The 19,424-nt window shown below is 44.0% G+C and carries 17 protein-coding genes; 9 read left to right on the plus strand and 8 right to left on the minus strand.

Translation table 11 applies throughout. From position 1 onward, the window contains the following. Positions 1–18: 18 nt before the first annotated feature. From xseA to AX660_RS21210, 7 genes are all read left to right on the plus strand, one after another. The gene (xseA, locus tag AX660_RS21180) at positions 19–1,395 is read left to right on the plus strand and encodes an exodeoxyribonuclease VII large subunit (protein ID WP_068381870.1); all 1,377 of its coding nucleotides are present in this window, start codon (positions 19–21) and stop codon (positions 1,393–1,395) included. Between the two features lie 118 nt (positions 1,396–1,513). Next, complete coding sequence (locus AX660_RS21185) at positions 1,514–1,885, plus strand: hypothetical protein (RefSeq protein ID WP_131811846.1); 372 nt, start codon at positions 1,514–1,516, stop codon at positions 1,883–1,885. A 116-nt stretch (positions 1,886–2,001) separates the two neighbouring features. Then, positions 2,002–3,375: a TolC family protein gene (locus tag AX660_RS21190; RefSeq protein ID WP_068381875.1), complete on the plus strand. Its 1,374-nt coding sequence runs from the start codon at positions 2,002–2,004 to the stop codon at positions 3,373–3,375. Then, on the plus strand, positions 3,375–4,901 hold the full coding sequence (locus tag AX660_RS21195; RefSeq protein ID WP_068381877.1) for an efflux RND transporter periplasmic adaptor subunit: 1,527 nt from the start codon (positions 3,375–3,377) through the stop codon (positions 4,899–4,901). Before AX660_RS21190 ends, AX660_RS21195 begins: the two co-directional genes overlap by 1 nt. Continuing rightward, positions 4,898–8,038 carry an efflux RND transporter permease subunit gene (locus tag AX660_RS21200; RefSeq protein WP_068381879.1) on the plus strand — a complete coding sequence of 1,047 codons (3,141 nt, stop codon included), beginning with the start codon at positions 4,898–4,900 and terminating at the stop codon, positions 8,036–8,038. The genes AX660_RS21195 and AX660_RS21200 overlap by 4 nt, the downstream gene beginning before the upstream one ends. A gap of 102 nt (positions 8,039–8,140) precedes the next feature. Continuing rightward, entirely contained in the window at positions 8,141–9,433 is a 1,293-nt protein-coding gene (locus AX660_RS21205; protein ID WP_068381881.1) for an O-acetylhomoserine aminocarboxypropyltransferase/cysteine synthase family protein, read from the plus strand. 289 nt (positions 9,434–9,722) lie between these two features. After that, on the plus strand, positions 9,723–11,438 hold the full coding sequence (locus AX660_RS21210) for a M28 family peptidase (RefSeq protein WP_082769062.1): 1,716 nt from the start codon (positions 9,723–9,725) through the stop codon (positions 11,436–11,438). 120 nt (positions 11,439–11,558) lie between these two features. Here AX660_RS21210 and AX660_RS21215 read toward each other — a convergent pair whose 3' ends face one another. The 3 genes from AX660_RS21215 to AX660_RS21225 form a co-directional block, all read right to left on the minus strand. After that, the gene (locus AX660_RS21215) at positions 11,559–12,392 is read right to left on the minus strand and encodes an HAD family hydrolase (RefSeq protein WP_068382007.1); all 834 of its coding nucleotides are present in this window, start codon (positions 12,390–12,392) and stop codon (positions 11,559–11,561) included. Between the two features lie 186 nt (positions 12,393–12,578). Then, positions 12,579–12,797, minus strand: coding sequence for a TIGR02450 family Trp-rich protein (locus tag AX660_RS21220; protein WP_235594807.1), 219 nt, complete (start codon positions 12,795–12,797; stop codon positions 12,579–12,581). Between the two features lie 164 nt (positions 12,798–12,961). Beyond that, the gene (locus AX660_RS21225) at positions 12,962–15,070 is read right to left on the minus strand and encodes a TonB-dependent receptor plug domain-containing protein (protein ID WP_068381884.1); all 2,109 of its coding nucleotides are present in this window, start codon (positions 15,068–15,070) and stop codon (positions 12,962–12,964) included. A 32-nt stretch (positions 15,071–15,102) separates the two neighbouring features. Here AX660_RS21225 and AX660_RS21230 point away from each other — a divergent pair, with 32 nt between their 5' ends. After that, the gene (locus AX660_RS21230; protein ID WP_407669418.1) at positions 15,103–15,531 is read left to right on the plus strand and encodes a Cd(II)/Pb(II)-responsive transcriptional regulator; all 429 of its coding nucleotides are present in this window, start codon (positions 15,103–15,105) and stop codon (positions 15,529–15,531) included. 109 nt (positions 15,532–15,640) lie between these two features. Here the strand turns inward: AX660_RS21230 and AX660_RS21235 are convergent, their stop codons facing one another. The 5 genes from AX660_RS21235 to AX660_RS21255 form a co-directional block, all read right to left on the minus strand. After that, on the minus strand, positions 15,641–16,192 hold the full coding sequence (locus AX660_RS21235) for a GNAT family N-acetyltransferase (RefSeq protein ID WP_068381887.1): 552 nt from the start codon (positions 16,190–16,192) through the stop codon (positions 15,641–15,643). Between the two features lie 113 nt (positions 16,193–16,305). Further along, on the minus strand, positions 16,306–16,482 hold the full coding sequence (locus tag AX660_RS23430) for a hypothetical protein (RefSeq protein ID WP_164483525.1): 177 nt from the start codon (positions 16,480–16,482) through the stop codon (positions 16,306–16,308). A 9-nt stretch (positions 16,483–16,491) separates the two neighbouring features. Continuing rightward, positions 16,492–16,986 carry a helix-turn-helix transcriptional regulator gene (locus AX660_RS21245; protein WP_068381889.1) on the minus strand — a complete coding sequence of 165 codons (495 nt, stop codon included), beginning with the start codon at positions 16,984–16,986 and terminating at the stop codon, positions 16,492–16,494. A gap of 269 nt (positions 16,987–17,255) precedes the next feature. After that, positions 17,256–17,447, minus strand: coding sequence for a hypothetical protein (locus AX660_RS23615; protein ID WP_068381890.1), 192 nt, complete (start codon positions 17,445–17,447; stop codon positions 17,256–17,258). 183 nt (positions 17,448–17,630) lie between these two features. Further along, positions 17,631–18,059 (minus strand): DUF1330 domain-containing protein, encoded by a 429-nt coding sequence (locus tag AX660_RS21255; protein ID WP_068382015.1) that lies wholly within the window; start codon positions 18,057–18,059, stop codon positions 17,631–17,633. A gap of 367 nt (positions 18,060–18,426) precedes the next feature. Here AX660_RS21255 and AX660_RS21260 point away from each other — a divergent pair, with 367 nt between their 5' ends. After that, complete coding sequence (locus AX660_RS21260; RefSeq protein WP_068381892.1) at positions 18,427–19,338, plus strand: AraC family transcriptional regulator; 912 nt, start codon at positions 18,427–18,429, stop codon at positions 19,336–19,338. The last annotated feature ends 86 nt before the right edge of the window (positions 19,339–19,424 follow it).

Consider the following 19,424-nt stretch of genomic DNA (forward strand, 5'->3'; position numbering starts at 1 on the left):
ATAAAATAGTTAGCCTTGATGTTCAGTCAACCATCCGCTTCACGCAATATCCTCACTGTCAGTAAACTGAATCGCTTAGCCAAAAGTGTGCTGGAAGCAGAGATTGGTCAAGTGTGGCTCACCGCCGAGATATCTAACTTTGTCGCTGCCAGCTCCGGTCATTGGTATTTCACTTTAAAAGACGAACGGGCCCAAATCAAAGCCGCTATGTTTAAGGGCGCCAATCAGCGGGTAAAACAAAAACCTAAAGAAGGTGACAAAATTTTAGTGCGCGCCAATATCAGTTTGTATGAACCCCGTGGTGATTATCAGCTCATTGTGGAATTCATGGAGCCTGAAGGCGAAGGCCAGCTCAAACAACAGTTTGAACAACTCAAAATAAAACTGGCGGCCGAAGGTTTGTTTGCCCACGAACATAAAAAAGCGCTGCCAGAAGCGGTGTTAAAAGTGGGGGTTATAACTTCAGCCACCGGCGCTGCCTTACACGATATTCTTACCGTACTGAAACGCCGTAACCCTGCCATTGAAGTGGTGATATACCCTACTCAAGTGCAGGGTGATGCGGCAGTAGCGCAAATATGTCAGGCCATCAGTGTGGCCAATCAACGGGATGAAGTTCAAGTGTTGATCGTCGGCCGTGGTGGTGGCTCTTTGGAAGATCTATGGTGTTTTAACCACGAAAATGTGGCTCGCGCCATTTTTGCGTCAAACTTACCCATCATTAGTGCGGTAGGTCATGAAGTGGATGTGAGTATTGCCGACTTTGTGGCCGACTTACGCGCCCCTACTCCCTCGGCGGCGGCAGAACTCGTCAGTCGTGATCAAGGTAGCTTAAATCTAGCCGTGCATAACTTGCGCGAACGTTTGAACAAACTTATTCGCGTTCAATTAAACGAACTGACTTACCAACAACAATTTTTACAACAAAGTCTGCAGCGTAACCACCCACAAAAACAACTGGAGCAGCAATACCAGTATGTTGATCAACTGAGCCAACGACTCGAAAAAAACCTGTTGAACAAGCTAAAACAAGAACAAAACCAACATAATAATCTGCAAAATCGTTTAGCCCAGCACAATCCAGCTAAATTGTTAGAGCGCCAAACTAAAGTGGTTAGCGAATTACAAAGCAGGCTCAGCCATAGTTGGCAACAAGTGTTTAGCCGAAAACAACAGGTACTTGCCAATGCCAGTCACTTACTTAATACGGTGAGTCCGCTGTCTACTTTGGCACGGGGTTATAGCATCAGTTTTAAACAAGGTGAGATAGTACGCAGTGTTAAACAGGTGACTGCGGGTGATAATTTGGATTTGCGTTTAGCCGATGGTGAAGTGAGTGCCACGATTAACAGTGTTAAAAATAAACAAACGTCAGCTTTAAACAACAAAGTGTAACAATAAGCTAGACTGCTTAGCCGCTGACTTTTTGCAAAGTATGGGGTAAAGTAGGCCTAGTTCCTCTTAACCAGTAATAGCCTAGAGCATAATGCCAATTCGACTGCAGCCCTATCTCATGATTATCATTCTACTGTTAAATCAGTGGTTTGCTGCATCTGCGTTGGCCAGTCATAGCCATGTTAAATCCCAGTCAATGTCGGCTGTCGATATGACAGTATGTAATATGGCACAGGGAAATATGATACAAGGCATGGACATGTCGAACATGGCTCACGGTATTGCTGAAGTTGATAGCGCACAAAACACCAACGATAAAGATTGTTGTGAGCACGATTGCAGTTGTCCTGCTAGTGCCTGTTCAAGTGCCGCACTGATTAATATTGCTGCATCAAAGCTCAATTTAAATAGCAGTTTTGTTTTGCTTAACTATGAATTTTCCAGCCTCACAGCATCTCTTTCTCTCCTCCAAAAACCACCTCAAGCTTAATAACACAGCATAGATCCGCCTGAAATACGGCAGACTCTTTAAATAACGGGGCTTCCCCACTGTGTTTAAACCTAGCGTTATCAGCCTTAATGGGTCTGTTAACATGAGATTATTTTATGTACTTTGTTTTATTATCATCCACTTATATGCGCCTGTGGCTACTCGCCCTAACAGGCATTTTTATTGGTCTAGCCTCTAGTTCGGCAGCCGCAATAAGTTTACCAGAAGCTCAGCAACTCGCTATCCAATACGATCCTTGGCAGCAAACAAGTAGCCTGCAAGAGCGAGCTCTGGTAGCAGACAGCAGTGCCGCCGCCACGCTCAGCGATCCGGTATTATCAGTCGGTTTAGCCAATTTACCCACCGATGGTTTTCAATTTAACCAAGAAGGTATGACCCAATTAAAAGTGGGTTTAAGCCAGCAGTTTGCCCGCGGTGACAGTCTCGAAATAAAACGCCGGCTAATATTAAATTTAGCCGCTAGACATCCCCTGTTACGTGCCGAGCGACAAGAAAAACTCAAGGTCATGGTGGGCAAGCTGTGGTTAGATGCCTTCAGTACCCAACAAAGAATGCATATTATCGCCAGCAGCAGGCCATTATTTGTGCAGCTCAGTGACATAGTAGAGGCCAGTTATGGTTCAGCCCAAGGTCGCACTCGTCAACAAGATGTGATCCAAGCTCAAGTTGAACTTGCCCGTTTAGATGACAGATTAAGTGCCTTAGCAACAGAGCGTGACAGCAAGTTGGCGAGCTTAGCTGAATGGCTGTATGAACATGATAATTATGGCAAGGACTTAACACTCAGTGATAGTTGGCCAAAAATTGACGTGCCAGATGCCAAAATATTGCACTTATTGCAACAACAAAACAAATCGCAGCTAGCACAGATATTGGCCTTACACCCGTCCATGTTGGCGGCCGAACAGCAAATTAAGTCACAGTTAAATGGGGTGGAATTAGCTCAACAAAAATACCAGCCCCAATGGGGCGTGAATGCCAGTTATGCTTATCGTGATGACGATGTGAATGGCAATAGTCGCGCTGATTTTTTCTCAGTGGGTTTTAGTCTTGATTTGCCCTTATTTACCAATAATCGCCAAGACAAAGAAGTGGAATCGGCTACCTTACAAGCCGAAGCGGCCAAAACCGAGCAACAATTATTGCTGCGTAACTTACTCGCTCAAGCGCTCAATAACTGGCAAGCCGCACAACAAACACAACAACGTATTCAGCAATTTGAGCAAGTGATTTTACCTCAATTAGCCGAACAAGCCGACGCCACATTGAATGCCTACACGAGCGACAATGGCGATTTTGGCGATGTTATGCGCAGCCGGATCGCCCAGCTCAATAGCGAATTGGTTCTCATTAAATTGCGAAATGAACTGGCTCAGTATCAAGTGCAGTTACTCTATTATTTTAAACCCGCCAATTTTAGTGTGAAACAGGGCGACTCAGCCACTGTAAACCACGCAGGAGACAAGTAATGAAAGCAGTAGTAACTGGCCTAAGCGGCCTCGTTGTAGGTGTCGCTCTCACCTTGTTTTTTGCCACCAACCAGTCACATGACATGACCAGTGATACCGCAGGTTCAGGGGCGAGTAACGAGCCTTTGTACTGGGTGGCACCGATGGATCCTAACTATCGTCGTGACCAACCGGGCAAGTCGCCAATGGGCATGGATTTGGTGCCGGTTTATGCACAAGACTCACAGCAAAAAGAGCAAGTTGGGGTGATTAAAATTGAGCCCAATGTCATCAACAATTTGGGCGTCAGAACAGCTAAAGTGCAACGCCAATCTTTGCACGTGCCCATTAATACCGTGGGTTATGTGGGTTATAACCAAGATACTTTGGTGCATATCCATCCTCGAGTAGAAGGTTGGGTAGACAAACTGTATGTGAAAACAACAGGACAACAAGTGACTAAAGGTGAGCCTTTGTATGCCCTTTATTCGCCCCAATTAGTTAATGCCCAAGAAGAATTTTTACTGGCGCGTAATCGCCAAAATACTAACTTAAGCACAGCCGCCTTAGAACGCCTCAAAGCTTTACAAATGCCCGCGGCGGCCATTACTCAACTGACCAATACGGGCAAGGTACAACAAACCGTGATTTTTAGTGCGCCCCAATCGGGTGTGGTGGATAACCTCAATATTCGTGAAGGATTTTTTGTAAAACCCGGCACTACTTTGTTATCTATAGGCGCTTTGGACGAAGTGTGGGTTGAAGCTGAGGTATTTGAACGCCAAGCCTCGTTAGTTAAAGCGGGCTTAAGTGCCACCATGACGCTGGGCTTTTTGCCTGGTGAAGTATGGCAAGGAAAACTGGATTACATCTACCCCACTCTAGATGCTGTTACTCGTACCGTGCGGGTGCGTCTGCGTTTTGCTAATCCTCAGCGCAAACTCAAACCCAATATGTTTGCCCAAATCACTATTCATAGTGACTTAAATCAAGACTCATTGCTGGTACCAAAAGAGGCAGTTATTCGCACAGGTCAACAAGACCGTGTGGTATTGGCTTTAGGTCAAGGGCAGTTTAAATCGGTGGCGGTTAAGCTTGGTTTAGTCACTGCCGATCAGGCACAAATATTAGCTGGTTTGGCTGAAGACGAAGAAGTGGTCACTTCAGCCCAGTTTTTACTCGACTCCGAAAGTAGCATTAGCTCTGATTTTAAACGTATGTTTCATGGTGATAATGAACAGCAAATGAACATGGCGTCTGAGTCACAAGCTGACTCAACGCCCAGCATACAAAGCGCCAGTGTCAGCGGTAAAATTCTACAAATCGACCCAAGTCAGCGGATCATCACCATTCACCGGGGACCCATAGAAAAATGGCAGCGGCCTGCCGCCACCGTGGATTTTATCCTCGCCACCGACCTTAATATTGATGACTTAAGCAGCGAACAAAACATCCACTTCACTTTTGAGATCCAACAAGGTGAGTTTGTGATCACCGACATAATGCCTGATCACAGCAAGCATATGCAGATGGAGTCAAAACCATGATCGAAGGCATTATTCATTGGTCGGTAAAAAATCGCTTTTTTGTGCTGTTGTGTACCGGTATTGTTATTTTCTGGGGTTTGTTTGTCATTAAAAACACGCCCGTTGACGCCATCCCTGATCTGTCCGATGTACAAGTTATTATCAAAACCACTTATCCGGGTCAGTCGCCACAAGTGGTAGAAGATCAAGTAACTTACCCACTGACCACAGCCATGTTGTCGGTACCAGGCGCCACCACAGTGCGTGGTTTTTCGTTTTTTGGCGACTCTTACGTGTATGTGATCTTTGATGATAATACCGATATGTATTGGGCGCGCAGCCGAGTATTAGAATATCTATCCCAAGTCTCAGGCAATTTACCTGATGCCGCCAAACCACAAATAGGCCCAGATGCCACGGGCGTGGGCTGGATTTTCCTATATGCCTTGGTTGACCGCACAGGCCAACACGACATCAGTCAATTACGTTCCATTCAAGATTGGTTTTTAAAGTTTGAATTGCAAACTGTCACGGGGGTATCCGAAGTCGCCACTATTGGCGGTATGGTCAAACAATACCAAGTGAATGTAGATCCGGATAAATTACGTGCCTATGGTATTCCCTTAAGTTTGATCCAAACTGCGATTAAACAAGGTAATCAGGAAGTCGGGGCCTCGGTTATTGAAATGGCCGAAGCCGAGTATATGGTCAGCGCCACGGGTTACATCAAGGATGTAGACGATCTTGGTGCTATCCCTTTGGGGCTTAATGCCCAAGGCACAGCGCTACAATTACGCGATGTGGCCGATATTCGTTTAGGCCCACAAATGCGCCGTGGTATTGCCGAGTTAAACGGTGAAGGTGAAGTAACAGGCGGTGTGGTGGTTATGCGTTCGGGTGGCAACGCTCAGCAAACCATAGCCGCAGTCAAAACTAAATTAGCCAGTTTACAAAGTGGATTGCCTGATGGAGTAGAAGTCGTCACTGTGTATGACCGCTCCGAACTCATCAATCGTGCCGTAGATAATCTGTGGTCTAAATTGGCCGAAGAACTGCTTATAGTTACCCTAGTATGCGCGGCGTTTTTGTTTCATTTACGCTCGTCCTTAGTGGCAGTGATTAGCTTACCTCTGGGCATCTTAGTGTCTTTTATCATCATGCATTGGCAAGGTATTAATGCCAATATCATGTCGTTGGGTGGTATTGCCATTGCCATTGGCGCCATGACAGATGGGGCCATAGTACTCATCGAAAACATGCATAAACACATCGAAAAAACACCACTGACCGATAAAAATCGCTGGCAAATTGTCGCGCAATCCGCCAGCGAAGTAGGTCCTGCGTTGTTTTTTAGCTTGCTGATCATCACCGTGAGCTTTTTGCCGGTGTTTATCTTGGAGGCCCAAGAAGGCAAGATGTTTGCACCACTGGCCTATACCAAAACCTTTGCTATGGCCGCCTCAGCTGGCCTTGCCATTACCATTATCCCGGTGTTGATGGGGTATTTTATCCGCGGAAAAATACCTAACGAGCAACGTAATCCCATCAATCGTGGTTTAACTGCCATGTATTTACCTGTGTTAAAACGTGCCCTCGCCTTTCCTAAAACGACCTTAGTGCTGTTATTACTGCTGGCGCTTATCGGTTTTTACCCCATGAACAAATTGGGCAGCGAGTTTATTCCGCCTTTGGACGAAGGTGATTTGATGTACATGCCTACCACCTACGCCGGTTTATCCATAGGTAAGGCACGGGAGCTTTTGCAACAAACCGATAAACTCATTTACACCCTGCCTGAGGTAAAAAACGTTTTTGGTAAAATTGGCCGTGCCGAAAGCGCAACCGATCCCGCGCCCTTAACTATGATGGAATCATTCATTCAGTTAAAACCCAAAAGTGAATGGCGTGAGGGTTTAACCATAGAGCAATTGCGTCACGAGCTGGATCAATTAGTGCAAATTCCAGGTTTGACCAATGCCTGGGTTATGCCCATCAAAACCCGTATCGACATGTTAGCCACAGGCATCAAAACCCCGGTGGGGATCAAGGTCGCAGGCAATGATATTAAGGTGATCCAGCGCATAGGTCAGGATATTGAAAAAATTCTGACCGACATGCCAGGTACCGCGTCAGTGTATTCTGAGCGGGTGGCAGGCGGACGTTATATCAAAGTGGATATTAACCGTGAACAAGCCGCCCGTTATGGTTTGAATATCAGCGATGTGCAACAAGTAGTGGCCACTGCCATTGGTGGTATGAATGTTAGCCAAGCGGTTGAAGGTTTAGAGCGCTACCCCATTAACTTACGTTATCCACAAAGTTATCGAGATTCGCCAGAGCAGCTAGCCTTGTTACCTATAGTCACCAAAAGCGGTCAGCGCATTGCTTTGGCGGATGTGGCGAACATCTACATTGAAGACGGCCCGCCGGGCATCAAAAGCGAAAACGCCCGCATCAATGGTTGGACCTACATAGATATCGATGATATCGACGTAGGCACTTATGTGGATAAGGCCTCAGCGCGTTTAGCAGAATCACTCGACTTGCCCACTGGTTACAGTCTTAATTGGGCTGGCCAGTATGAGTACATGCAAAGGGCCAAACAAAAACTCACGTATGTCATCCCCCTCACTTTAGCCATTATTGTGATCTTGCTGTATTTAAACTTTCGGCGTTTTGCTGAGGTGGCGATCATTTTACTCACCCTACCCTTTGCTTTGATTGGTGGGATTTGGCTGATCTATCTGCTCAACTTTAATTTGTCGGTCGCCGTGGGGGTGGGTTTTATTGCTTTAGCCGGGGTGGCCGTCGAAATTGGCGTATTGATGTTGGTTTACCTAAACCAGAGCTATGAGCAGTTAATCCATGACAGTGAACAAGCCAATAAGCCTCTCAAACAAGAGCACTTGGTCGACGCCATATTACAAGGCGCGGGCATGCGCGTCAGGCCCATAGTCATGACAGTGGCCACCGTCATCTTTGGTTTATTGCCGGTCATTTATGGCACAGGTACGGGTTCAGAAGTCATGAGCCGCATTGCCGCGCCTATGGTAGGCGGCATGGTGAGTGCGCTGTTATTGTCCTTGTTACTGGTGCCTGTGGTTTATATGCTTTGGCGACAAAATCAAATTAAAAGGAATAAGAATAATGGCACATAACTTGGACATCCAGATGGCTAAATGCTAGCGTTAGTTAACGTTTAACGATCATCTTAAACAACTGGCATTAACACAGTTTGATTTTTACATTACGGAGCGATTATGAAATTAGAGTCATTGGCACTACATCACGGCTATAAATCTGAAGCCACCACCAAGGCCGCAGCTGTACCTATTTATCAAACCACCTCTTACACCTTTGATGATACTCAACATGGTGCAGATTTGTTTGATCTCAAAGTAGCTGGCAACATCTATACCCGTATCATGAATCCCACTACTGATGTCTTAGAGCAGCGCTTAGCCGCCATTGAAGGTGGCATTGCCGCATTAGCTGTTGCCTCTGGAATGGCTGCCATAACCTATGCGATTCAAGCGCTAACCCAAGTAGGTGATAACATCGTCAGTACCAGCCAATTATACGGCGGTACTTACAACCTATTCGCCCATACTTTGCCACGCCAAGGTGTTGAAGTACGCATGGCCGCCTTTGATGATTTTGCCGGTTTAGAAGCCCTCATTGATGACAAAACTAAAGCCCTATTTTGTGAGTCCATCGGCAACCCAGCAGGCAACATAGTTGATCTGCAACGTTTAGCCGACATTGCCCATAAACATGGGGTACCACTCATTGTGGATAATACCGTGGCCACACCTGTGTTATGCCGCGCTTTTGATCATGGTGCCGACATCATTGTGCATTCGTTAACCAAATACATTGGTGGTCATGGCACGACTATTGGCGGCGTGATCATCGATTCAGGTAAATTTGATTGGGTAGCCAATAAAAAACGTTTTGCGGTACTTAACGAGCCCGACCCTTCTTATCACGGTGTGGTGTATACCGAAGCCTTTGGGCCCGCCGCTTTTATTGGCCGTTGCCGCGTAGTGCCTTTACGTAATACCGGTGCTGCGTTAGCGCCACAAAGCGCGTTTTTACTACTACAAGGTTTAGAGACTTTAAGCTTAAGAATGGAGCGTCACTGTAGTAACGCCCTAGCCTTAGCTAAATTTTTAGAGAAACATCCTAAGATCAGCTGGGTTAACTATGCCGCCTTACCAAACAGTCCATTCCAAGCAAACTGCCAAAAAATCACTGGCGGCAAAGCCTCTGGCATTATCAGTTTTGGCATCAAAGCCGACTCAGCCGAACAAAGCAAAGTCGCAGGGGGCAAGTTTATCGACGCCCTGCAAATGATACTACGCTTAGTTAATATAGGTGATGCCAAGTCACTAGCCTGCCACCCTGCCAGTACCACTCACCGCCAATTAAGCCCACAAGAACTGGCCAAAGCGGGCGTATCAGAAGACTTAGTGCGCATATCGGTAGGTATTGAACATATCGACGACATTATCGCCGATGTCAGCCAAGCTTTAGATAAAGCCACGGCTTAAGCGAAAAGCAGCTGCGAGTAAATAGATACTAGCTGCTAGTTAAAAGACAAAAAACGCCATCGTCTGATGGCGTTTTATTATTGCTATGATGATCATGGGACTAATTCCGTTAACCATTGTATAAAAAACCTGCGACTTGACTGACGTTAGACAAATAACCGATAGTTGCGTGATCGTAAATAATTATAACTAATCACATCCTCCCTTTTGGGCACTGGGTTCAAGTCAATCAATAACTTACGATAGGATGTCAGTGCTTATCTATCAACTTCGTCGGGAAACAAATTTTATGAACCGCGTTAATCAGTTTTGTCTCAGTCTTACCTTAATAGCCAGTATCAGTGCCTGCACCGATTCCCCCCCGCTGATTGAGGATAACAAGCTTGACCATAGTGCAGAAACCCAAGTGGCTTCAACGACGGTTGACGGTCAACGTCTATCCAATATTGTTCAAGTGTTGGCATCAGATGAATTCGAGGGTCGTGCACCCGGCGGACCGGGCGAAGCAAAAACCCTTGCTTATTTGGTCGAGCAGTTTAAGTCAATTGGTCTTGAGCCCGGAGGAGTGGATGGCTCATGGACTCAGTCAGTTCCCTTGATCCATACTCAATTAGCCCAAAATGGTAAATTGAGTGTGGCAATAGGTGATACAAGCCAATCCTGGCAACAAGGTTTTGATGTTGCTGTTAGTACGGCACGTGCAGTAGAAACTGTCGAAATTGATTCGGCTCCGTTAGTATTTGTTGGTTTTGGTGCCAGTGCGCCAGAGCGAGATTGGGACGATTTTGCTGATATTGATTTAACCGGCAAAGTAGCGGTATTTTTGGTCAATGACCCCGATTTTTCGGCCACAGCTGACGAGCCAGTAGCGGGACGCTTTGGTAATAAACGCATGACATATTATGGCCGCTGGACATATAAATACGAAGAAGCGGCACGCCGTGGAGCTCTTGCAGCATTGGTGATCCATGAACCTAAAGCAGCGGGTTATGGATGGAATGTGGCAGCATCATCACCAGGAGAAAAATTTGCGCTGGCTCAAACTAGCGATCCTTTACCCCCACTGTTACAGGGTTGGTTGCAATATGATGCGGCTGCGGTCATGTTTGCCGCTGCTGGGCTCGATCTTGCCGAACAACGCAAACTCGCACGACGAGATGATTTCTCTGCGTTTGAACTACCTCAGGTATCTTTGAGTGCAAGCTTTAAGGTTGCTCTTGAAAAAATTGACTCACAAAATGTACTCGCGCGCCTGCCGGGTACAACCCAGGCTGATGAGACCTTGATGGTGTCTTCTCATTGGGATGCTTATGGTCAGGGTGAGCCAGATGCGCAGGGTCGCATTGTGCGCCCGGGAGCCAATGATGACGCACTTGGTACGGCAGGTGTAATAGAACTGGCCAGAGTGCTTAAAGCCGGCAGGCCGATGGCGCGCAGCGTTGTGTTTGCCGTGTGGACCGCAGAAGAAAGTGGCCTGCTTGGCTCAGCCGCTTATGCCACGCAGCCGATTTATCCAATGCATTCAACCGTCGCTAATCTTACCTTAGATATTTTGCAAACGGCCGGTCCGGCGCGTGATGTTATTTTAGTTGGCGAAGGTCAAAGTGATTTGGAAGACGATCTAAGCCGAGCTGCAGCTTTGCAATCTCGTGTGGTAACGCCAGAAAATCTGCCAGAAAATGGTCTGTTCTTTCGCGCTGATCATTTTTCTTTAGCACGGCAAGGCGTACCTGTATTACTAATTATGGGGATCGCTGGCGGGGCTGACTTAGTTGAAGGTGGCCGTGTTGCCGGCGATCAATGGATTGCCGATTACACTGGCAATTGCTATCACCAGACCTGCGATGCGTGGAGTGCCGATTGGGATTTACGTGGCGCGATTGATGACATTGAATTATTTCACACTATCTTGCGGGAACTAGGTGATTCAACGCGCTGGCCTCAGTGGAAGACAGGTTCTGAATTTCGCGCTATTCGCTCAAAAACCGATAAGCTGCGTGAATAACCCTCAGCAATTTAACAACTCAAAACAAGTATGCGAGCAACTAACCGTTTTAGCGTTAAACGCAGACTGTCATCGATTGAATTTTTCTATCAAGCGATGATGTTAGCTTGCAATCCCTTGTTATAAAGAAAAACGCTCACGTAAAAAATGCGCGATACCATCTTTATGATGATGTCCAATGACCGAACTTGCAGCTCGTTTTATCTCTGCTTTAGCGTTGTCAGGTGCGTAACTTTCATCCGCCAAAGCAAACATACTTAAATCGTTATCGCCATCACCAAAACACATAACCTTACTCGCACCTAGTTGTTTTTTTAAGTTCATCACCGCAGCGCCTTTATTCGCTAAACAATGATGCACATCTAGCCACATTAAATTGTTGCCTTCTATGGCCATGCCAGAATAGGCAATAAGATTGCCATGGCGATTAAGCTCCATCCATATTTTATGCATGGTATCAGCGGCGCCAATCATACTAATGTTGGTGACTTGGCTATCCAATGGCAGGGCTTCTAAAGGTAAGATTATTGCTTCGGGTGCAGAAAAGAACTTTTCAACCAGTCTTTTTTCTGCTTCGTGGCGAGTTTCAGAGTGAAAAATAACATGATGGTGATCCTGCTCAGATTTAAAACCAATGGCATTCACAAATGGCGTAATGCCATGTACCAAGGCGCAATTAATCACACTTGCAACCTCGGCCTGACTGAGTAAGTTATCCAAAGTGAGATGTTGCAGTTTTGGATCCCATATAGTCACGCCATTATTATAAATGTGGGGCAAGTCAAAGTTATGTCCGGCTAAAATGCGTTGCGCCGACAACTTAGTGCGGCCCGTTGCAACGGTAAAAGCGATGTCTTTTTCTTTCAACAGCAATAGTGTGTCACGGGTGAAGGTGGATATCTCCGATTCATCGTTTAATAAGGTGCCATCAAGGTCAAAAAATATAAGCTGCATATTGGTATCAATCAGAGTTAGGGGCACTTATGCACCCTCGTTTTTAAGAATAGTTTTTGCCAAGCGACAACCGCCGCCAATGCCACATAAAGTCGAGGTATTAAAACACAAGTTGTAGGTCTGCCTCTACCTTACAAAAAGTGTTTTATTATCAACCTTAAGTAAAGAGTACTAAGGCTGCAATGATCACTTCCATCCTTGTTGCCATTGCAATGGATCTTTTAGACTTTGCCATTGAATAAGTGTACTGCGCTTAGTCATGATTGCTTCAATACTGCAACTAAGCACTTGGCCTTCTTCGTCAAATTCAATCTCGCTGATGATAAAATGTTTTTCTTTATTCTGCGGTTTAAGCGCCGTCCATTTGCTGTTTAATAGTTTTTTGGGATTAATCATCAGGGCCATAGTTTGTCCTACTTCAAGATGTGCGCCATTTATAGCCAAACCACTTGGAAACGCTGAAACTCGCCTTTCCAAGTCGTTCGGTATTAAGCTTTGCCATGATGATATATAAGCAGACTAGACCTTTTTGGATCAACTTTATGCCGTTTTATATTGAACTAATATGCTTAAGCCCCAAATTTCACGCGCACCCCAGCATTAGCAATAAAACCGTCATTTCGTGACCAAATATCTGTGGTCCATTGGCCACTAGCGGTTCTTGAAGGCAATAACAGTGGATGTTCATCGGTCTGTTTAACATCTAATAAGTTTTCTAGATTGATAAACCAACTGAATCGCCCAGTAGTAATTTCGCCCATCAAACCTAAGTGCCAATAAGGATTCGACTCATCCATATAAGGGTTGTCGTTCAAACGTTGCACTCCAGTGTAATAAGCTTCGAAGCCCACTCTAAAATTACCATGTTGCTCCCACATCGCCACAAAACCAGCAGAGTGTTCTGGGGTTAATGCAATCTCTCGTCTGCCTTGGGCATCCGGTGATTCTTCTGTGGCATCTAAATACAAATAACTGGCTGTCAGTTTGAGATCTTGCCAGCGGTAACGTAACAAGACTTCAGAGCCTCGAATTTGGCTTTCGCCCTGTGCATTAACCAAGCGAACTCGGTCTAATTCACCATTACCATTACTGGCTGAAAATGCCTCCAATTCAGTGGCATTTTCTACGTTTGAGGCAAATAAAGTGACACTGGTTTCGATATTTTCATAGGTATAAGTGAAATCAAGTGACGCCGTTTCAGCCAGCTCTTCTTGCAAATTTTGGATGTCGGCAAGTCGCGATAAGCTACTGGCTTCAATTTCTTCCACAAAAGGAGTTGGCGCGTAATACCCCTGGCCATAAGAGCCGCGGATGGTTAAGTTGCCAGGTCGATACAACAGCGACACTCGTGGACTAAATTGACTGCCATATTCGCTATGATCATCCACGCGAGCGCTAAAAGAGGTGGTCACTTGCTCACTAAGCTCATAATCCAACTGGGCAAATAACCCAGGCACGTCATACGCATAATCAAACTGTGGATAGGTCAGCGAGCTGTAATTTTCCGATTGATAGGCAAGCCCTACGACCCAATCACTCCTGTCGTTATATCCGGCAATGCTGCTTTCGAGTAAGTAACTTTCGTGTTGATCATCTTCGTTTATGTCGCCATAAACATGGTCGTGCTCTTGCACCATGGCCGACGCACGGGTATTAAATGTCAGGCTATCCAATACTGGCATGGTAAAGACCACGCCGCCGTCCATACGCTGTGAATTTTGTAACTGGGTAAACGACGTCCCATCGGCAACGCTATACCCGGGCAAATTTCCGCCTGCGCGTCGTTCAGTCATAAAACCCGCCGTCGCATACAGGGTTTGGCCCTCGTCACCAGACCAAAACAAGCGAGGGCGTGCGGTGTAGCGTTCATAACCGGCTAAATCAATCCAGCCATCATTATCAATATCTTGTTTTTGCTGATGGTGAGCACCCGCCGTTAACGAACCTTTTAGGTCTGTACTGAGTGGTGTTTCAATGTAGGTAGTAAGATCCTGTCCGTCACGGGTCGTCAGGTTTAACAAGGTTTCACCGCTGAATTCATCACCCGGTTGGCGCGAAACAAGGTTAATCACACCGCCAAGGGCTGAGCCACCATACAAGGATGAAGCCGAACCTTTGATGATCTCCACCCGCCCCAAATCGGTAGGCGGAATTTGTAATAGACCGATAGACGAAGCATTACCATAAAGCGGCAAACCATCGGCTAATAATTGGGTATAACGCCCATACAAACCTTGCAAGCGAATATTGGCACTGCCTAAAGCGGGTGAGGTGGTTTGCACACGCACTCCACCGGTTTCAGCCACCAACATCGATATATTGCCGGGTCGCATGGCCGCTTTTTCTTCAATTTCTTCTCGAATGATCAGCTCAACACGAATAGGTTGATCGTCAGCAATGCGCCCTGAACGCGTAGCTTGCACGATGATTTTTTCCACTTCGTCGTCATGTTCGTGCCCATGCTCATCATCATGGTGAGCCCCCTCTTCGCCTTCATCGTGATGTTTATATTCATCATGATGGTCTCCCTCATCGTGCTGGTCATCTTTGTCTGCATCAATGATCAAGGCTTTTGATTGAGAGTGAGTGGTGGTAAGTGGGCTAAGTTCATCAGCATCACTGAGTGGAACAACACCAAGGGCAACAAGGATTAGACTAAAGGGAAAAACACGAGACATTGACAACTTCTTGAATCAGGTGAATAAATGATATGCTTAAGACTAAAGCTTACAGTAACTGGAAGGTCAACTTGAAAATTAGCGAATTAGCCACAAACACGCAAATCCCCACTAAAACCATCCGTTATTATGAACAGGTCGGTTTATTATCGCCACCACTGCGCAGCGATAATGGTTATCGTCATTATCAGCACAAAGATATTGAAACCTTGGTGTTTATTCGCCGCTGTCGCGAATTGAACATTTCTATCGATGACATAAAGCAGCTTGTCGATGTGCAACAAAACCCCAAAGCGTCCTGCGCTTTGGTGGATAACATCATTGCTGAGCAACTGGCTCGCATTCAACAAACCCAACGCGAACTCGCCATGTTAGAACAATCCCTAGCCACACTCGCTACCTGTTGCAACCACCAGCAAATTGAGGATTGTTCGATTTTGCATAGTTTGAAATCAGCTTGAGGGATTCTAAGTATCGATATTAGATTTTAAGGTAATAGATTTTTATCGTTTTTGCTCTGACTGCAGAATTGCCGTTTTGCAATTTCATCGCAACAACAAAAATGATGGCTTAAATTTTTATTACTTTAGGGCGAATAAAGAAACCAATAAAATGTCCAAAAAGGCTCTGGTACATTGATTCGATTTCCTCTTTGTCAATGCTGCCTCCACGAATTAACAACTCGTGCCTTTCATCAGGCTCTTGCACAATAAAACCTGAGGATATAAATCCATTTTTTGCATAAAACGCTTTACGTTTTATGCGCTGCTGGTAGTTGTTTGTTTGCTCATCAAGTTCTTCAATATTGAGTACTATTCTTTTACCTCGCTGCAAATCCACCAAAACATCCATGACCTTGCTACCATAGCCCGCTGAACGACAAGCTTCTACGATGGCCAAAAATTGGATAAAAACGATGTCCCTATACTCGATGAAATAGATAAGACCAATCCACTCATCATTGTCATAAAGCACATAAAAACCTTGTTTGCCATTTCTCAGTTGGTAACGCAGCCAAAATGTCGGTATATGTTGTGCGCCAGCAAAGGCATCTTTATATAGAGCAATCACCTTACAGTAGTTAATATCATGTTTGTTAAACAGTCGAAAATTAATGCTCATATGCAGTGCTCACAAAGAAGTTTGGATGGTGAGGTAGATAAATGAATAGTGATAAAAACCAAGACTTTTGTCCTGCTTTAAGGGCGGCTGATGATTTTACTACAGCAATTTGATTAGTTGAATAAAATAGCTAGCCACTCAAATGTCAGAGCTGTGGTAAAAATTTTTAATCCTACTAAAGCAATAGTGAGGAAAATTAAAGCCACTTTCGCTTTTTTACTTTGAATGTTATTCCAAAACAATAACTTGGCCTTAACTTCAGTTTTTAATTCTGCAATTGCTTCTTTCATAAAAACCACTTAGTCAAATGCACTTTGTTTATTTACAAAATCATAAATAGCCCCAGGAATTAAAGAAGGTAAGCCCACTGTTAAAACCAAAATTAAAAAGCTAATTTTGTCTAATCTATCTTTTGATATCGAAGTGCTAAAAATTGAATCTCTTAGTATGTTTACCCACACAGTAGAACTGTGATCCGTCCAATAAAGATATAGGGCAACAGAAAGCACGGGCATCAATACACTAAGATGAATAATCTTGGCTTTTAAGCTCACTTTGCTAAAAGTAAATCTAGACTCCACCACAGGAAGGTCTTTTTGGATGAGCAATTCAGCTATAGAGCATTCATAAACAGCAGCTAACGATTTTGCCGATTCTTGTGATGCAATCCCTGTTTTTTCAACTCGTTGAATAGTTCTCAAGCTCAACCCTGATACCTCAGCTAATTGAGTCTGACTCCAAGCTCGACTCTCTCGGTGAGTTTTTAATGTTTTGTTGTTTAACTCCATTTCCATTTTTCAAACCCTCTCCATAAATGTTTACCCAATATGCAGAAAGTTAGCCTTGTTTGCTACGACATAGATATGCCAGAAGTGTGACAGTAATGCGCCAAGTATACCGATTGACCGTTTCATTGCCGATTATCACTTAGTTAAAGAGTACAAATAATACCGCGGATTGAGCTTGAGTTGTTTAACCTTCGGTTAAAGCACCAGCTATCTTTGAGACCGTAATTCGTTGACGCTGTTGGTTGCCACTATTTGTTGCGACAGTTGCAAAGGCTCTATTCTACTAGGTGCGCGGGATCTGACTTAGGCATATTTTTGTCGTAGCCCCACCCATACAAAGTGATAAAGTTCGCGCCACTGTCTTCATCAAAACGATAGCCAATATTTAAGATGGCTGTCCATGTAAATCGCTGTCCATGTAAATCAATCGCACCCGCATAGGCGGATACTGGCAAAGGTTCTTTCAAATCTGCGCTTAGAAGCAGCCAGTCAGTAATGACTGCTTCTAAGCAAGTTTACTAAGAAAGCAGCCGTTGGTCATCCATCACTTTATGTTAACTTTAAGTATTGAACCACCTTAATTAAACTTCTTTATGTGGATCAATTTTTTACATTAGATGCAGATAATAGGCGGGATGTAGCCATAAACTTTATAAAAGAGAACTTATCGCTTCAATAGGTAATAACCTTGAATCAACAATTGCTGCCTCTCGATGACCTAACACAACTTGATATTGAGGGTCAGACGCAAACGAAAGAAAACTATCTAATGACTTTTGTTTTATTATCATCACTAAGTCCCACTTTTCTTCCATTGGGCCAATAAAAAAATGTTCGCTTTTACCAAGTAACATAATTTTACCACCACTTTTTTCTAAGAATGGTAACGTTTGATTAATATAGATTTGGTAAGCCTCTTTTCCTGTTATAGGTGTTTTAGGTGCTATATCAGAAAACTGGCTATAGTCTGCAATTTCTTTAAAACGAAGTAAGTTTAGCATAATGACTTCGCCTCTCATTGATTTTGAAAATAGTTGCTTTGCTGATTCGTCAGTTGGATTTAAGTAGCTAGTTTGCATGATCATTTATCTCTAGATATTTTTTCCATTAATTATACGTGCACCTTTCTTTTATGCTTTTCCATTCTTGCTAGAAAATATTAAGAATAGCAATATTGGAAAATCCCACTAATGCATTCGTTGATAAACTTAATTGGATTGAACTAATAGAGAGCATTTAACATGAAAACGAATCAACGAGTATTAAGGAATTTTATTTATCTCGCGTTTATACTTTTTTTATATACAAAGTTTTGGTTGCAACCATCACAGAGCACACAAACTGGTTCCACAACCCTTCTACTTATATCAACCGAACTATGTTGCTCATTTAAAGTAGAAAGGCGAACTAATAGCCTTGCTATTTCAGTGACAATAGGAGGTTAAAATGAATCCCATATATAAACAAAGAATTTTGGCTGCACTTAGCTATATTGAATCAAATCTAGCACAACCTCTTAATTTGGATTTAGTTTCAAATCATTGCCATTTTTCACCTTTTCATTTTCATCGTATTTTTAGTGGTGTTATGAATGAAACGTTGAACAATTACGTTGCGAGAAAAAGGCTAGAAAAAGCGGTTAATTTATTGGTATTTAGAAGAGAACTTAGTATTACAAATATTGCATTGGATTGTGGCTTTTCGTCTAGCGCTAATTTTGCTAAATCGGTTAAAAAATATTTTGGTTATAGTCCTTCCGAAATTCGTTCTCCAAAGCCTGATGAGTTACCCAACCTTGGTAATATTTTTAGCAAATACGGAAAGAAATTCAATCCTAATGACTTATATCCCGCACCAATAGATCGCACTTCTCAAAACAATAATCAAATGAATGTGGAAGTTAAAACAATAGAGCGAAAGCGTTTATGCAAATTAGTATCTAAAGGTGGCTATCAGCCAGAGTCGTTATTTGAAACATGGGATATATTAAATCATTGGGCTAAATATCAAGGAATACCTGAGAAAACGCAATATAGGTTAGCGTGGTGTTATGACAACCCTTCATTGACAGCTGCTCACAAGTGCCAATATGAAGCATCAATAGAAATTGATGATACGGTAACCGTTAATGAACCGTTTGGGGTAGGAGATTTACCTGAAGGGAAATATGCTGTGATATATGTTAAAGGATCTCCAGAAGATATCACCCAAGCACAGCTCTACTTGTTTAGCTGTTGGTTGCCTGACAGTGGTTTCGAACCAGATAATTTACCCATGTTAGAACGTTATTTAAATGACGTTAGAGTTGATGGTTTTCTAGAATCTGAAATTATGCTTAAGCTGAAAGTTTTAACCTAACCTCAATTTGAAATCTACAAGTAGCGCATACAGTTGATTTTTAAGATGTATTAGTCCCGACTTAATCTGACGTTTGAAAGCTAGTG

Origin of the sequence: Paraglaciecola hydrolytica (assembly GCF_001565895.1) — a bacterium.
GTDB lineage: Bacteria > Pseudomonadota > Gammaproteobacteria > Enterobacterales > Alteromonadaceae > Paraglaciecola > Paraglaciecola hydrolytica.

Bases quoted from the DNA above. Each gene is read 5' to 3' on its own strand.
- xseA (WP_068381870.1), top strand. From the start codon at position 19: ATGTTCAGTCAACCATCCGCTTCACGCAATATCCTCACTGTCAGTAAA.
- AX660_RS21185 (WP_131811846.1), top strand. From the start codon at position 1,514: ATGATTATCATTCTACTGTTAAATCAGTGGTTTGCTGCATCTGCGTTG.
- AX660_RS21190 (WP_068381875.1), top strand. From the start codon at position 2,002: ATGTACTTTGTTTTATTATCATCCACTTATATGCGCCTGTGGCTACTC.
- AX660_RS21195 (WP_068381877.1), top strand. From the start codon at position 3,375: ATGAAAGCAGTAGTAACTGGCCTAAGCGGCCTCGTTGTAGGTGTCGCT.
- AX660_RS21200 (WP_068381879.1), top strand. From the start codon at position 4,898: ATGATCGAAGGCATTATTCATTGGTCGGTAAAAAATCGCTTTTTTGTG.
- AX660_RS21205 (WP_068381881.1), top strand. From the start codon at position 8,141: ATGAAATTAGAGTCATTGGCACTACATCACGGCTATAAATCTGAAGCC.
- AX660_RS21210 (WP_082769062.1), top strand. From the start codon at position 9,723: ATGAACCGCGTTAATCAGTTTTGTCTCAGTCTTACCTTAATAGCCAGT.
- AX660_RS21215 (WP_068382007.1), bottom strand. From the start codon at position 12,392: ATGCAGCTTATATTTTTTGACCTTGATGGCACCTTATTAAACGATGAA.
- AX660_RS21220 (WP_235594807.1), bottom strand. From the start codon at position 12,797: ATGGCCCTGATGATTAATCCCAAAAAACTATTAAACAGCAAATGGACG.
- AX660_RS21225 (WP_068381884.1), bottom strand. From the start codon at position 15,070: ATGTCTCGTGTTTTTCCCTTTAGTCTAATCCTTGTTGCCCTTGGTGTT.
- AX660_RS21230 (WP_407669418.1), top strand. From the start codon at position 15,103: ATGCTTAAGACTAAAGCTTACAGTAACTGGAAGGTCAACTTGAAAATT.
- AX660_RS21235 (WP_068381887.1), bottom strand. From the start codon at position 16,192: ATGAGCATTAATTTTCGACTGTTTAACAAACATGATATTAACTACTGT.
- AX660_RS23430 (WP_164483525.1), bottom strand. From the start codon at position 16,482: ATGAAAGAAGCAATTGCAGAATTAAAAACTGAAGTTAAGGCCAAGTTA.
- AX660_RS21245 (WP_068381889.1), bottom strand. From the start codon at position 16,986: ATGGAAATGGAGTTAAACAACAAAACATTAAAAACTCACCGAGAGAGT.
- AX660_RS21255 (WP_068382015.1), bottom strand. From the start codon at position 18,059: ATGCAAACTAGCTACTTAAATCCAACTGACGAATCAGCAAAGCAACTA.
- AX660_RS21260 (WP_068381892.1), top strand. From the start codon at position 18,427: ATGAATCCCATATATAAACAAAGAATTTTGGCTGCACTTAGCTATATT.